The sequence below is a fragment of the Streptomyces sp. NBC_00727 genome, from assembly GCF_045161745.1.
Taxonomy (GTDB): Bacteria; Actinomycetota; Actinomycetes; order Streptomycetales; family Streptomycetaceae; genus Streptomyces.
In genome coordinates, this window is record NZ_CP108981.1 from 6,001,839 (window position 1) to 6,016,555 (window position 14,717).

The 14,717-nt window shown below is 71.0% G+C and carries 14 protein-coding genes; 9 read left to right on the top strand and 5 right to left on the bottom strand.

Translation table 11 applies throughout. The features are described 5' to 3' along the window. Nucleotides 1–221: 221 nt before the first annotated feature. The 5 genes from OG242_RS27185 to OG242_RS27205 form a co-directional block, all read right to left on the bottom strand. Nucleotides 222–1,655, bottom strand: coding sequence for a cellulose binding domain-containing protein (locus OG242_RS27185; RefSeq protein ID WP_405900639.1), 1,434 nt, complete (start codon nt 1,653–1,655; stop codon nt 222–224). A gap of 40 nt (nt 1,656–1,695) precedes the next feature. Then, nucleotides 1,696–3,324 (bottom strand): beta-N-acetylhexosaminidase, encoded by a 1,629-nt coding sequence (locus tag OG242_RS27190; protein WP_405900640.1) that lies wholly within the window; start codon nt 3,322–3,324, stop codon nt 1,696–1,698. A 91-nt stretch (nt 3,325–3,415) separates the two neighbouring features. Next, nucleotides 3,416–4,258: a carbohydrate ABC transporter permease gene (locus tag OG242_RS27195; RefSeq protein ID WP_405900641.1), complete on the bottom strand. Its 843-nt coding sequence runs from the start codon at nt 4,256–4,258 to the stop codon at nt 3,416–3,418. Then, nucleotides 4,255–5,244, bottom strand: a complete 990-nt coding sequence (locus OG242_RS27200; protein ID WP_405900642.1) for a carbohydrate ABC transporter permease — start codon at nt 5,242–5,244, stop codon at nt 4,255–4,257. The genes OG242_RS27195 and OG242_RS27200 overlap by 4 nt, the downstream gene beginning before the upstream one ends. Nucleotides 5,245–5,289: 45 nt before the next feature. After that, nucleotides 5,290–6,558 carry an extracellular solute-binding protein gene (locus OG242_RS27205; RefSeq protein ID WP_405900643.1) on the bottom strand — a complete coding sequence of 423 codons (1,269 nt, stop codon included), beginning with the start codon at nt 6,556–6,558 and terminating at the stop codon, nt 5,290–5,292. A 227-nt stretch (nt 6,559–6,785) separates the two neighbouring features. On the opposite strand from OG242_RS27205, the gene OG242_RS27210 reads away from it, so the two are divergent. The 9 genes from OG242_RS27210 (at nt 6,786) to OG242_RS27250 (ending at nt 14,559) form a co-directional block, all read left to right on the top strand. After that, nucleotides 6,786–7,625, top strand: a complete 840-nt coding sequence (locus OG242_RS27210) for a GntR family transcriptional regulator (protein WP_405900644.1) — start codon at nt 6,786–6,788, stop codon at nt 7,623–7,625. A gap of 121 nt (nt 7,626–7,746) precedes the next feature. Further along, nucleotides 7,747–8,934: a lactonase family protein gene (locus OG242_RS27215; RefSeq protein ID WP_405900645.1), complete on the top strand. Its 1,188-nt coding sequence runs from the start codon at nt 7,747–7,749 to the stop codon at nt 8,932–8,934. 65 nt (nt 8,935–8,999) lie between these two features. Continuing rightward, nucleotides 9,000–9,251: a hypothetical protein gene (locus OG242_RS27220; RefSeq protein ID WP_093704808.1), complete on the top strand. Its 252-nt coding sequence runs from the start codon at nt 9,000–9,002 to the stop codon at nt 9,249–9,251. Beyond that, the gene (locus OG242_RS27225; protein WP_405900646.1) at nt 9,248–9,625 is read left to right on the top strand and encodes a helix-turn-helix domain-containing protein; all 378 of its coding nucleotides are present in this window, start codon (nt 9,248–9,250) and stop codon (nt 9,623–9,625) included. Before OG242_RS27220 ends, OG242_RS27225 begins: the two co-directional genes overlap by 4 nt. A 176-nt stretch (nt 9,626–9,801) precedes the next feature. Continuing rightward, the gene (gene uraD, locus OG242_RS27230) at nt 9,802–10,311 is read left to right on the top strand and encodes a 2-oxo-4-hydroxy-4-carboxy-5-ureidoimidazoline decarboxylase (RefSeq protein WP_405900647.1); all 510 of its coding nucleotides are present in this window, start codon (nt 9,802–9,804) and stop codon (nt 10,309–10,311) included. Nucleotides 10,312–10,330: 19 nt separating this feature from the next. Then, nucleotides 10,331–10,723, top strand: a complete 393-nt coding sequence (uraH, locus tag OG242_RS27235) for a hydroxyisourate hydrolase (RefSeq protein ID WP_405900648.1) — start codon at nt 10,331–10,333, stop codon at nt 10,721–10,723. Nucleotides 10,724–10,730: 7 nt separating this feature from the next. Continuing rightward, on the top strand, nt 10,731–11,654 hold the full coding sequence (gene pucL, locus OG242_RS27240; RefSeq protein ID WP_405900649.1) for a factor-independent urate hydroxylase: 924 nt from the start codon (nt 10,731–10,733) through the stop codon (nt 11,652–11,654). 67 nt (nt 11,655–11,721) lie between these two features. Next, the gene (locus OG242_RS27245) at nt 11,722–13,119 is read left to right on the top strand and encodes a nucleobase:cation symporter-2 family protein (protein ID WP_405900650.1); all 1,398 of its coding nucleotides are present in this window, start codon (nt 11,722–11,724) and stop codon (nt 13,117–13,119) included. 42 nt (nt 13,120–13,161) lie between these two features. Beyond that, nucleotides 13,162–14,559: an 8-oxoguanine deaminase gene (locus OG242_RS27250; protein ID WP_405900651.1), complete on the top strand. Its 1,398-nt coding sequence runs from the start codon at nt 13,162–13,164 to the stop codon at nt 14,557–14,559. The last annotated feature ends 158 nt before the right edge of the window (nt 14,560–14,717 follow it).

Consider the following 14,717-nt stretch of genomic DNA (forward strand, 5'->3'; position numbering starts at 1 on the left):
GGCGCTCCTTCCGTATTGCGGAAGTTTGTTTCTGCTTAATGGAAGATTGCCCGGCGGGGAGTGGGGCTGTCAAGGGGGTGCCCGGAAATTCGGGCCGGTCAGGAGGTCCCTACGACTCAGGACAGTGGCCCCGGGCAGAAGCTCCGGACATGCTCCGGACACGCGAAAGGCGGGACGGAGACCCGTCGGCCTCCGCCCCGCCCGTCCGTCCCGCTACCGGATCACCCGGCCGGAACCGTGTCCTGGAACGTCGTCCCCGCCGTGCGGTACGCGGCGACCTTCGCGTTCACCTGCGCCGGCGTGAGGACCTGGTCCTTCACGTGCAGGACGTAGTCCACCTGCTGGTCGTACGCGCGGGGCGTGGTGCTCGTCTGGCCAGCCAGGTCGATCAGCCACTGGTTGAAGTTGATCGACATACCGCGCTCCGGCAGATAGGCCGCCCCGTGCGTGCCGAAGAGCTGCCCGTCGATGTAGTACGTGATCGCGTTGTTGTCGATGGTCACCACCAGGTCGTGCCAGCCGGCGTAGCTCTGCCGGGACTCGGTGTGCTGGTTGACCGCCTCCCACGGGTCGGGCCGGTAGGTCTCCCACGAGGTCGTGTAGAGGATGTTGCCGCTCTCGCCCCAGCCGCCGTTGGGCAGGTACTCGAAGTCGTACTCGGCGTAGTCATCCGCCATCGGCGCCTTGAGGTCGTTGATGGTGAAGAACGTCTGGACGAGGTGGTCGCCGTCCGGGCCCGACTTCGGCGCGTCGTCGAACTTGACCCGCGCCGCGTAGGTGCCGTTGCGGAACTTCATGGACTGGGTCAGGATCTCGGTCTGCTTCGTCGACTCGCCGCTGCCCGCCGTCGACGTCTCCAGGTTCATGATGGAGTTGCCGCTCTGCGTGGCGAACGTGACCTTGTCCGGCGCCCAGGTGGCCCCGGGCACGCCCGGCCCGCCCGCGTTGGAGCGGACGCTCCAGCCGTGCGCGGCGATCTGCGGGTCGCTGTGGCCGCTGTAGTTGAAGTCGTCGAAGAGGGCCGGCCCGTCCTCGCCCGGGTCGGTCGGGTCCGTGGGATCGGTCGGATCGGTGGGGTCGTTGCCCTCGGGCGCCGTGCCCCAGACCGTGGCGCCGCCGAGCTGCGCTGTCACCTTCGACCAGTCGCCGTACGCGGTCGAGCCGGCGCCGAACGAGTAGTCGTCGCTCTGCGTCAGCGGCTGCCAGTTCGACCGGTAGAACCGCAGCTGCATGTCACCGGTGTCGGCGCCCGGTGCCAGCGAGCCCGCGCCCGAGGTGAAGCCGATCTCCAGGTAGCGGTCGGCGGTGGCCGTCGGGTGCGCGAGCGTGCCGAACGTCCCCGTGATGTTGCCGCAGCCCTTCACCGCCCAGGAGCAGGCGAACCGGTAGACCTCGCCCACCGCGTCGCCCTTGAAGTAGTAGCGGACCTTGACGTCGCTCAGCTGAACGGACCCGCTGCCGGTGTTGCGCACCTTCAGCCAGGGCTCGCTCTGGTCGGCCGTGGCACCGGACGCGCTCGTGCGGTACTGCACGGCGATCGGTTCGCCGGCGGCGTTCGCCGTCGCGGGGACGGCGGCCAGGGCCGTACAGCCGAGCGCCACGGTGACGGCGGCCGCGGCGGCGGCGCGCAGCCGGCTCTTCGCGTGTGACTTCATGCGTCTGTTCCTTCCGGGAACGTCGTGGGGGAGTGCGACTTCAGGGGGTCGGCGCTGTTCCTGGGGAGTGGGATGTCACGGGGGTCGGCGCTGTTCCTGGGTACGCCGCGGTGAGCGGCCGGGGGTTCAGGGGGCGGTAGCGGACGCCGAGGGCGTCCAGCCGGGCCGTGTGGTGGCCCAGGCGGGCGAGGAAGCCGGGCCAGCCGTCGCGGCCGCCGGACCAGGCGCGGTCCGCGAGGGCGCACAGCCTCGGATACGTCTGGTACTCGATCCGGTCCGGAGTGGGCGCGTACTCCGTCCACAACTGGGCCTGCGTGCCGAGCAGCCGGACCGCGTCCGCCGCGTCCCAGTCGTCGGTCAGCGAGCGGTCGCCGTGCACCGCGCGCAGGTCCACCGGCGGGCCCGGCTGCGCGAGCGGTTCGCCGGGGTCGGCGGACTCCGCGTAGTCGAGGTAGGTGGCCCGGTAGTGGGCGGCGACCACCTGGTGGCCGCGGCGGGCGGCGGCGCGGGCGTGGGCCGGGTCGCGCCAGGTCATCACGGTGAAGTCCAGGGGGAGTTCGGTTCCGGTCTCCGCCCAGCCGACCGGGATGCGGCCCCGCTCGGTGACGTACGCGCCGATCCGGCCCATGAACCAGCCGTGCAGCGCCCGCGCGTCGGGAAGACCCTCGGCGGCCGCCCGGTCCCGGGCCGCCGGGCTGTTCTCCCACTCGGTCGTCGGGCACTCGTCGCCGCCGACGTGGATGTACGGCGACGGGAAGACGTCCATGACCTCGTCCAGCACGTTCCGGCAGAAGTCGAAGACCTCCTCGTGGACCCCGAACACCGTGTCGCAGACACCCCATTTGGTCCACACGCCCAGCCGCCGCGACGGGTCGTTGCCCAGCTCCGGACGGGCGGCCAGGGCCGCGCGCACATGGCCCGGCATCTCGATCTCCGGTACCACCCGCACCCCGCGTCCCTCCGCGTACCGGACGAGATCGCGCAGCTCCTGAGTGGTGTACGCCCCCGAGTGCGGGACGCCGTCGAAGCTCTCGACGGGGCCGCCCGGCGGACCCGCCATCGACTGGGTCCGGTGCCCGCCGATACCGGTCAGCTCCGGGTACGCGGCGACGGGCATCCGCCAGCCCTGGTCGTCGGTGAGGTGGAGGTGCAGCGTGTTCAGCTTGTGCAGCGCCATCAGGTCCACGTAACGGCGCAGGTAGGAGACCGGCTGGAAGTGCCGGGCGACGTCGAGCATCGTGCCGCGCCACGGGTGCGCCGGCACATCGCTGATCTCCACGCAGGGCAGCGTCCAGGCACCCCCGCGCCGGGCCCGCCCCGAGAGCGCCTCGGCGGGCAGGAGCTGGCGCAGCGTCTGGATCCCGCAGAGCAGCCCGGCCGGCCGGGCCGCCCGCAGCAGCACCGTGTCCGGGCCGATGGTGAGCCCGTACCCCTCCTCGCCCAGGCCGCTGAGCTGCGGTTCCAGGGCGAGCACGACGCGGCCGGTGGCACTGGGGGCGAGGCGCAGCCCGGTGGTCGGGCCGATCAGGGTGCGCAGCAGGTCGGCGGCGCCCTCCGCGCCCGGGTAGGCGCGGATGCCGGTGTCCGGGGCGAGGGTGAAGCGGCCGGGGCGGGAGGCCACCTTGCGCGGGCGGGGGACGAGGGAGTGTTCGGGGCGGGGTTCGGGCATGCGGGGCCTCCGGGAGGGGTGCGGGGTCGTCGGTCAGGCCGTGTCCGGCGGATCAGGGTCGCGACCCCGGCCCTGATCCGCCGGACACGGCCTAACCCTTGACTGCGCCGGCCGCGAAGCCGGAGGTGACATGGCGCTGGAGCAGCAGGAAGACCACCAGCGCGGGCAGGGCGAACAGGGTGGAGGCGGCCATCGTGGCGCCCCAGTCGGTGCCGAAGGTGTTCTGGAACGACGACAGCCAGACCGGCAGGGTGCGGCTGTCCTGGTGCTTGATGATCAGGAAGTTGGCGTACGCGAACTCGTTCCAGGCGGTGATGAAGCCGAACAGCGAGGTGGCCATCAGACCCGGCGCGAGCAGCGGCAGCGCCACCTTCCGGAAGGCCCCCGTCCGGGTGCAGCCGTCGACCTGCGCGGCCTCCTCCAGCTCCGGCGGGATCGTCCCGATGAAGCCCCGCAGCACGATCACCGAGAACGGCAGCGTCACCATGAAGTAGACGAGGGTCAGCGTGGGCAGCCGGTCCAGCATGTCCGTGTCGCGGGAGATGATGTAGATCGGGATGATCAGCGACTCCCAGGGCGCCATCTGCGCGATGAACACCATGAGCATGAACTGCCGCCGCCCCTTCCAGCGCAGCCTGGCCACCGCGTACGCCGAAGCCAGCGCGACCACCAGGGCCAGCAGGATCGAACTGACCGTCACCAGAAGGCTGTTGCGCCAGAACATCCCGAATCCGTCGGCCTGCACGGCGGTACGGAAGTGGTCCAGCGTCCAGGTGTGCGGGAAGAGCTGCGGGTCGGACGACTGGATGTCCCGGGACGGCTTGAACGCGGTGGAGATCATCCAGTAGACGGGGAACAGGCAGACCAGGACGGTCACAGTGGCGGCGGCGTTCAGCGGAAGCCGCCGCATGCGCGCGGTACGGGCACGGCTCATCGGATCTCGTCCTCCTGGCGGAGCATCTGGCGGAAGTAGAGGACGAGCACCCCGGACATCAGGACCACGGTGACCATCGAGGCGGCCGAGCCCAGGTCGTAACGCTGGCCGGCGAGCGCGGTCTGCACCGCGTACACGGGCAGGATCGTGGTGGCGTCGCCCGGGCCGCCCCGGGTCATCACCCAGATCTGGACGAACGCCTTGAACGTCCAGATCACCTCCAGCGAGAACACCAGCAGGAAGATCGGCCGGAGCACCGGAAGGGTCACCGAGCGGAAGATCCGGGCCGCGCTCGCCCCGTCGAGGCGCGCCGACTCGTACAGCTCGGCAGGGACCGTGGTCAGCGCGGAGTAGAGCGTGATCGCCGCGAACGGCACCGACTGCCACACGATCAGCAGCACCAGGATGGCGAAGGCGGCGGTGCCGTGCGCGAACCACGGATAGCGGTCGAACGAGGAGAACCCCGCGCCGGTCAGCAGATGGTTGACGATGCCGAACTCGGAGTGGAACAGCCACTGGAAGACCGTGGTGGCCGCGATCACCGGCATGGCCCACGCCAGCACCAGCGCACTGAGCACCACCGTCCGGGCGATCCGCCCCAGCCGCTCGGTCATCAGCGCCACCAGCGTCGCGATCACCATGATCAGGACCACGTTGACCGCCATGAACAGGAAGGTGCGCCGGACCACCTCCCAGAACCGCGGATCGGTCAGCAGGGTGCGGTAGTTGCGCAGTCCGACGAACTCGGCGTCACCCGTGATCAGCTGCCGCAGCCGGAAGTCCTGGAGCGAGATCAGGATCGCCCGCAGCAGCGGATAGACCAGCAGGTAGAGCATGCCGCCGACGGCGGGTGCGATCAGGGCGTACGGCCACAGGCCGCGCGGTTCCCCTGACCGCCGCCGCCGGCGGGGCGGCGGTCCGGACGTGCCGGGTGCGGCCCGGCGCTTTGGGCTGGGGGGTGCGGTCCGTTCCCGGATGACCGACACGGCACGCCTCCTCTCGACGGTCTGGGCGGATGGGCGGGTGCGGGGTCAGGAGTCGGTGTTCATGGCCCGGGTGATGTCGGCGGACGCCTTGGCGGCCTCCTTCGCCGGGTCGCCGCCGGTGAGCACGGCCGCCATGTAGTCCTTGATCGGGTTCTCCGCCTCGACCGCGGCCCAGCCCGGTGTGTTGGGCGTGGCGTGGCCGTTCGCCGCGCCGACCGCCATCGCGGCCGCGCCCGGGTCACCGGCCACCGCGGAGGCGAGCGTGGTCCGGTTCGGCACGTAGCTCATGGCGACGGCCAGCTTCTTCTGCCAGGTGTCACCGGTGAGTTCCTTGATGAAGGTGAGCGCCGCCTCCTGCTTGCCGGACGCGGTGGGGATCACCAGGTCGGAACCGCCGGTGAACACGGCACCGGGAGCGTCGGCGGTCTTGCCGGGGATCGGGAAGAAGGCGAGCTTCCCCTTGAGGTCCGGGTTCTTCTCGATGACGATGTTGGCGCCGCCGGGGGTGGAGATGACCTGGGCGACCTTGCCCTGGGCCATCACATCGGCCTGCGGCGGGTCGTCCTCGTCGGAGTCCTTGGGCCCCTTGCCGAGCGCCTGGAGCTTCCCGTAGAACTCCATCCCGCGCAGCGCCTCCGGGGTGTCCAGGGCGCCCTTCCACTTCTCCCCGGACTCGGTGGCGAGGTCGCCGCCCTCGTCCCAGACGAAGCCGGCCAGGGCGTACCACAGCTGGCCGGGCAGGTAGATGCCCTGCGTGCCGCCCTGGTTGAGCTTCTCGGTCGCGGCGATCCACTGGTCGCGGGTCTTGATGGTCTTCGCGTCGATGCCCGCCTTCTCGAAGAGGTCGGTGCGGTAGATGACCACCCGGTTGGCCGCGTAGTACGGGATGCCGTACTGCTTGCCCTCGTACGCGCCCGGCTCGGCGAGGCCCTTGAGCCAGTCCGTGCCGTTCAGCTCGTCGACCTTGTCGCTGAGGTCGAGCAGCCCGCCGCTCTGCGCGAACTGGGCGACCTGGGTGTTGCCGCTCTCGATGACGTCAGGGGCGTCGTTGCTGGCGAGCGCGGCGGTGATCTTCTCGCCGATGCCGTCCCACTCCTGGATCTGGACCCGGGCCCGGATGTCGGGGTGCGCCTTCTCGAAGCCCTTGACGAACTCCTTCTGGAACTGCGCCGAGACGCTGTCGCGCATCAGCCAGACGTCGATGCTGGTCCGGCCGTCACCGGACGCGTCGGACGAGTCGTCGGACGAGCCACAGGCACTGAGGACGGCGGCCAGAACGAGCGCGGACCCACCGGCAAGCAAGCGGTACTTCACGGTTCACCTCTGGGAGAACAGGACCTGACCACCTGACCAGTGAAGGCCGCTGGACAGCTCACCTCTTGTTGGTGGATGAAGGTGGCATGGACCAATGAAGCCGTCAAGCCCCTTGTATTCAAAGGAGTTTGGCGATCTCTCGGAGGGATGGCTCGCGATAGCGGCTACAATCCATCTGACCAGTGGCCCAGTGGTCAAGTACGTAACCCGCCAGAAGGGGGCAGCGCATGGACGCCGACGCATCGGGGACGGTGCTCAAACGGGAGCGGGCCCGTGACGCCATCCTGGAAATGATCGAGTCCCGGCGCCCGGGCGACGCGATCCCGTCGGAGCGGTCCCTGTGTGCCACGCTCGGCGTCTCCCGCCCCACCCTGCGCGCGGCGGTGGACGAGCTGGTCGCGACGGGGCTCCTCGTGCGCGAGCACGGCCGGGGCATGTTCGTCGCGCCCGAGAAGATCACCCAGGAGCTGATCTCGGCCGACCTCGCCCTGTCGGTGCCGCAGGCGGCCGGGGCCTGGTCGAGCCGGCTGCTGGAGTTCACCACCCTCCAGGCCGGCGCCCGGGTCGGCCGCAAGCTGCGCATGTCACCGGCCGCCGAGATCGTGTACGTCGCCCGGCTGCGGCTCGTCGACGGCGCCCCCATGGCCATCGAGCACCTGCACATCCGGGCCGAGCTGGTGCCCGGCCTCTCCGCCGAGGAGCTGGAGGACGGCGACCTGTACGAGCACCTGCGCGAGCGGCACGATGTGCACGTCCACGAGGCGGTCCAGGCGATCGAGCCGACCGTGGTGACCCGGGCCGAGGCCCGCCTCCTGGACGTGCCGGAACTCTCCCCGGCCCTGCTCTTCGAGCGGCTGACCTCGGACACCACCGGCCGCCCCGTCGAGTACGTGCACTCGCTCTACCGGGGCGACCGCTACCGCATCGTCTCCCGGCTGGCCCTCGGTCCTGCCGCCGCCGTCGAGCCGGTCGAGGGTGGCCACCATCCGGGCATCCCCCCGGGCGACTTCGCGCAGCGCGAGCCGATCACCTCCTCGACGCGGGGTGACATCCAGTCGGGAGACTGAGGGGTGACGGTGCCTTGTGTTGCGTCATGCGCAATGGCCGGTGCACCTCTTGCGGTGGCCCTCGGGGGAGGGCCACTGTGGCTGGCACATCCGAAGCGACCGACCCCACGAGGTGCCTCGCATGACGTCCCCCACCAGCCGCCGCACCCTGCTCGGAGCCCTCCTAGCGGGCGGCGCCCTCGCCGCCGCCCCCAGCCTCCCGCGCCCCGCGCACCGCCCCGCACCCCACCACCCCCACCGCCCGCCGCACCCCGGACACCCAGCGACCCGGAGCACCCGCACCCTCTACCTCGGCACCTACACCTCGACCAGCCCCGGGGGCACCGGCATCGGCGTCGCCGCGTACGACCCGGCGGCCGGGAGCATCACCGGCCGCACCGTCGTCACGGGCGTCGAGAACCCCTCGTACCTCGCCCTCCACCCCACGGGCAGCACGCTCTACGCGGTCGACGAGCAGCAGAACGGTGGCGTCACCGCGGTCGCCCTCGCCGACGACGGCACCTTCCGGGTCCTGGGCACCCGGTCCACCGGCGGCGCCGGCCCCTGTCACCTCTCGGTCCACCCGGGCGGGCGGTGGCTGTTCAGCGCCAACTACACCTCGGGCAGCGTCGCCGTGCACCCGCTGGCCGACGACGGATCGGTGGGGGAGCGCACCGACCTGGTCGCCCACAGCTCACCCGCCCCCGGACCGGGGCAGGGCGGCCCGCACGCGCACCAGATCATCACCGCCCCCGACGGGGGCCACATACTCGCCGTCGACCTGGGCAACGACACGGTCTACACGTACCGGCTCGACGAGGCGCACGGCACCCTGGAACAGCTCTCGTACGCCGTGCTGCGGCCGGGCGCCGGACCTCGCCACCTCACCTTCCACCCCGACGGCCGCCACGCGTACCTGGCCTGCGAGCTCGACAACACGGCCGTCGTCTGCGGCTACGACCCCGCCACCGGCACCCTCGCCCCGGGCGACCCGCAGTCCACCGGCACGGGCTCCGGCACCAGCTACCCCGCCCAGTTCCTGGTCACCGGGGACGGCCGGTTCGCCTACCTCGCCAACCGGGGGCACAACAGCATCACCCGGTACGCCATCGAGGACGGCGGGGCCGCGCTGCGCCTGATCGACACCGTGCCCGTGGGCGGCGACTTCCCCCGGCACACCGCGTTCTCGCCGGACGGCACCCTGCTCTTCGCCGCCAACCAGAAGTCCGGCACGGTCACCGCCTTCCGGGTGGACGCGGCCTCCGGCGCCCTGACCGGGGTCGGGACCCCGTACGCGGCTCCGGCGGCGGTCTGCGTGCTGCCGGTGTAGGGCGTTAGGGTCGAGCCCGAGCCGCAGGTCGCACCGGACGCGGTGCGACGTATCAGGGAGGCACCATGCGCTTGAGAGTGGAGTTCACCACCGAGCCCTTCGATCTCGACGAGGCGCCCGCGCACGCGGTCGTGGCGCGCGAGGTCATCCAGTCGGCCGAGCTGGACGCCGTGGACGTCGGCCCGTTCGGCAACACGGCGGAGGGCGGTGCCGACCAGGTGCTCACCGCCGTGGACAGCCTGCTGCGGCAGGCGCTGGCATCGGGTGCCACCCGGGTCTCGCTCCAGGTCAACGTCATCGGAGAGGACCCGAAGTGACCGGACCGGTTGACCACCCCCTCGTCACCGCCGTGAAGCCGCTCGCCGACGCCATGGGCGCCGAGCTCCTCGGACCCGGCGACGCGCACCCCGACGACGTGGTGCTGGCCTGGGAGGGCGAGGACGTCGTGGCGGTCCGGCTGCCCCAGCTCTCGGAGTCGCTGGACCACATCCTGGCCGCGATGGAGCGCCGGCACGGCATGCCGCTGGCCGAGCTGGACCGCAAGACCAAGCAGGAGGCCGTCCGGCTCCTGGAGGCACGCGGTGCCTTCTCCGTACGACACGGGGTCGAGACCGTGGCGGGGGCCCTGGGAGTCTCCCGGTTCACCGTGTACAACTACCTGAACAGGGAAAACGGCGCGAAGAGCGGCTAGTTGGACGTGTCTGCCCAGGCAGCCGACGCATGATCGATCAGGCCGCCGTCCGGACCACCGGACGGCGGCCTTTTCCGTGAACGGAATTTCAACAAACTGTTGACGTCCTGTTGCGGAGGGCGTTAGCTATCCGCAGCCCGACCAACGCACAGCGAAGAACAGCCACGGAGGCTCCCGTGACTTCGAGCTCCACGCCGGGCCTCGCCCGGTTCAACACCCAGGCGGACGCCGAGGCGACCGCCGCACTGCACGAGGTGTGTGCCAGTGCGGCATGGGGAAGAGCGATCCTCTCCCACCGCCCGTACGCCACCACCGAAGCCCTGCTCTCCGCGAGCGACACCGCCACGGCGGCACTCGACGCGGAGGGCCTGGCCGAGGCCATGGCCGGTCACCCGCCGATCGGCCGCCCGAAGCCCGGGGACCCGACCTCCTCCCGCGAACAGCGGGGGATGGCCGGGGCGTCCGAGGAGCTCAAGACCGAGATGCTCGAACTCAACCTGGCCTACCAGGAGCGGTTCGGACATGTCTTCCTGATCTGCGCCACCGGGGCCACCGGTGAGCAGATGCGCGACGCGGTGAAGTCCCGGACCGGGAACTCGCCCGAGCAGGAGCGGGGGATCGTGCGCACCGAACTGGGCAAGATCAACCGCATCCGGCTCACCCGCCTCGTCACGGAAGACACCTAACAGAAGGAGAGGGAAGGTCTTGAGCACCTTCGCCACCGCATCGGTGTCCACCCACATCCTGGACACCAGCATCGGCCGCCCCGCCGCGGACGTCGCCGTCTCGCTCGCCGCCCGCTCGGGCGCCGACGCCGAGTGGGTGACGCTCGGGGGCTCCGCGACCGATGCGGACGGGCGCTGCAAGGACCTGCCGGCCCTGCCGGAAGGCACCACCCACGTACGGCTCGGCTTCGAGACCGAGTCGTACTTCACCGCCAAGAAGCAAGCCGAGGCGCAGCAGGACGCCCCCCGCGTAAGGGACAGCGGCGCGTTCTTCCCCGAGGTGGCGATCACTTTCGCCGTCACCCCGGGCGAGCACTACCACGTACCGCTGCTGCTCAACCCGTTCGGCTACTCCGTATACCGAGGGAGCTAGCAGACACATGCCCACGATTCTCGGCCAGAACCAGTACGGCAAAGCAGAGAACCGCGTCGTCAAGATCACGCGGGACGGCGACACCCACCACATCAAGGACCTGAACGTCTCGGTCGCGCTCTCCGGCGAGATGGACGACGTCCACTACTCCGGCTCCAACGCGCACGTCCTGCCCACGGACACCACCAAGAACACGGTGTTCGCGTTCGCCAAGGAGCACGGGATCGAGTCCGCCGAGCAGTTCGGCATCCACCTCGCCCGTCACTTCGTGACCTCGCAGGAGCCGATCAAGACCGCGCGCATCCGCATCGAGGAGTACGACTGGGAGCGCATCGCCACCTCCGACGCGAACTCCCGCTTCATCGGGTCCGACGAGGTCAAGCACTCCTTCGTCCGTAAGAACCAGGAGACCCGCACGGCCCAGATCACCTTCGACGGTGAGAAGTGGCAGGTGATCTCCGGGCTCAAGGACCTGACCGTGCTGAACTCGACCAACTCCGAGTTCTGGGGCTACGTCAAGGACAAGTACACGACGCTCAAGGAGGCGTACGACCGGATCCTCGCGACCGACGTCTCCGCCCGCTGGCGCTACAACTGGACCAGCGACGAGCAGCGCATGCCGAACTGGGAGAAGTCCTACGAGCAGGCGCGCAAGCACATGCTGCACGCCTTCGCCGAGACGTACTCGCTCTCGCTCCAGCAGACCCTGTACCAGATGGGTTCGCGCATCATCAACAACCGCAGCGAGATCGACGAGATCCGCTTCTCGCTGCCGAACAACCACCACTTCCTCGTCGACCTGGAGCCGTTCGGGCTCAAGAACGACAACGAGGTGTACTTCGCGGCCGACCGTCCGTACGGGCTCATCGAGGGCACCGTGCTCCGGGACGGCGTCGAGCCGCAGATCCCGGTCGACATGACCAACCTCTGACGCGGCGCCGCGCCGGTGCCCGCCCGCCTCGCGCGGCCGGGCGCCGGCCGGGCCGGAGGGAACCCTCATGGCACAGCCAGCATCCGGGCCCGCGGAAGCAGAAGGCCCCTGCTCCACCCCGCCGGAGCGTGCGGTGCACCCGGTGGACGAGAAGCTCACTCCTTCGCGGCTCCTGCCGGCCGCGCTCCAGCACATCGCCGCCATGTACGCGGGCGTCGTCACCCCTCCGCTGATCATCGGCCAGGCAGTCGGTCTCGACGCGGCGGGCATGACCCGGCTCATCGCGGCAAGCCTGCTCATCGCCGGCTGCGCCACCCTGCTCCAGACCCTCGGCATCCGCGGCCTCGCCGGAAACCGGCTGCCGTTCGTCAACGCCGCGTCGTCCGCCGGTATCGCCCCGATGCTCGCCATCGCCGAGACCAGCGCACCCGGACACCAACTCCCCGCGATCTACGGGGCGGTGCTCGTCGCCGGAGTGTTCTGCCTGGCCGTCGGGCCGTTCTTCGGCAGACTCCTGCGCTTCTTCCCGCCCCTGGTCACCGGGGTCGTCATCACCCTCATCGGGGTCACCCTGATGCCCGTACCGGTCTCCTGGGCGCAGGGCGGCGACAAGACGGCCGCGGACTTCGGCGACATGAAGTACCTCGCGCTCGCCGCGTTCACCCTCGTCGTCATCCTGCTCATCCAGCGCTTCGGCCGCGGGTTCCTGCGCCAAGTCGCTCTGTTGATGGGCCTGTTGGTCGGCACGCTGGCCGCCGTACCCTTCGGGCTCGCCGACTTCTCCTCGCTGCGCGACGCCCCGCTCGCCGCCGTGCCCACCCCGTTCGCCTTCGGCGCGCCGGAGTTCCAGCCGGCCGCGATCCTCTCGCTGTGCATCGTGATGCTCGTCCTGATGACCGAGTCCTCCGCCGGGATGCTGGCCGTCGGTGAGATCTGCGACCGCCGCACCGACGGACGCACCCTCACCCGCGGCCTGCGCACCGACGGCATCGCCACCCTCGTCGGCCCGGTCTTCGGCGGCTTCCCCACGAGCGCCTTCGCGCAGAACGTGGGCGTCGTCTCGCTGACCAAGGTCCGCAGCCGGTACGTCGTCGCCGCGGCGGGCGCCGCCCTGCTGCTCCTCGGTCTCTTCCCGGTGCTCGGCGCGGTCGTCTCGCTCGTCCCCATGCCCGTGCTCGGCGGCGCCGGCGTCGTCCTGTTCGGCTCGATCGCCGTCAGCGGCATCCGTACGCTCTCCGAGGCCGGGCTGGACGACAGCTCCAACATCATCCTCGTCGCCGTGGCCCTCGGCGCCGGCATCGTGCCGCTCGCCGCGCCCGGCTTCTACGCGGACTTCCCGTCCTGGGCCCAGACCGTCCTGGGCTCCGGCATCAGTGCGGGAGCGCTCGTCGCGGTCCTGCTCAACCTGTTCTTCCACCATCTCGGCACCCACGGCCGCGCCGCCGTGGCACTCAAATCCTCCTAGGGTCCTGCCGTGCCCACATCCCGCATGAGAGAAGGAAGCACCATGGCAGCACCGGCAGCCCCCGACCGGGTGGAACGCATCGTCATCGAGAACTGTTCGATCGCGACCGTCGACGCCGCCGACACCGAGTACGCCTCGGGATACGTCGTCGTCGCCGGGAACCGTATCGAGTCCGTCGGCGCCGGCCGGGCACCGGAGGGCCTGGAGAACGTCGTACGCCGGATCGACGGCACCGGCCACCTCGCCACGCCCGGCCTGATCAACACGCACCACCACTTCTACCAGTGGATCACCCGCGGCCTGGCCACGGACCACAACCTCTTCCAGTGGCTGACCGCGCTGTACCCGACGTGGGCGCGCATCGACGAGCCGATGGCCCGCGCCGCCGCGCAGGGCTCGCTCGCCATGATGGCCCTCGGCGGCGTCACCACCGCGATGGACCACCACTACGTCTTCCCGAAGGGCTCCGGCGACCTGTCCGGCGCCATCATCGGGGCCGCCCGCGACATGGGCGTACGCTTCACCCTCGCCCGGGGCTCCATGGACCGCAGCGAGAAGGACGGCGGGCTGCCGCCTGACTTCGCCGTGGAGACCCTGGAGGGCGCGCTCGCCGCCACCGAGGCGACCGTCGACGCCCACCACGACGCCTCCTTCGACGCGATGACCCAGGTCGCCGTCGCCCCCTGCTCGCCGTTCTCCGTATCCACCGAACTCATGCGCCAGGGCGCCGAACTGGCCCGGCGCAAGGGGGTGCGGCTGCACACCCACGGCTCGGAGACCGTGGAGGAGGAGAAGTTCTGCCACGAGCTGTTCGGCATGGGCCCGACCGACTACTTCGAGTCCACCGGCTGGCTCGGCGAGGACGTGTGGATGGCGCACTGCGTCCACATGAACGACTCCGACATCGCCGCCTTCGCCCGCACCGGCACCGGCGTCGCCCACTGCCCGTCCTCCAACGCCCGCCTCGCCGCCGGCATCGCCCGCGTCCCGGACATGCTCGCCGCCGGCGTCCCGGTCGGCCTCGGCGTCGACGGCACCGCGTCCAACGAGTCCGGCGAGCTCCACACCGAACTGCGCAACGCCCTCCTCATCAACCGCCTCGGCCCCCGCCGCGAACGGGCCCTGAACGCCCGTCAGGCCCTGCGCCTGGGCACCCACGGCGGCGCCCAGGTCCTCGGCCGCGCCACCCAGACCGGCTCCCTGGCGCCTGGCAAGCTGGCCGACCTGGTCCTCTGGAAGCTGGACACCCTCGCCCACGCCTCCATCGCCGACCCGGTCACCGCGCTCGTCTTCGGCGCCGCCGCCCCGGTCACCCTGTCGCTGGTCGACGGCAAGCCGGTCGTCGAGTCCGGCCGCCTGGTCACCGCGGACGAGGACGCCATCGCCCGCGCCACCCGCGACGAGGCCCGCCGCCTCGCCCGGATCGCCGCCGGGGCCTGACGGCCCGGCGGCCCCGAAAGCGGCCGGACGAGGGGGACGGCCCTCGGCCCGGCCGCCGCGGACCCGAGCGGGGTCCGCGGCAACCGGCGCGGGAGGCGCGCCGCACACGCGTACGCGCCTCCCGCCCCGGCGATCCCGGCTGCCCGCACCAGCCGTAC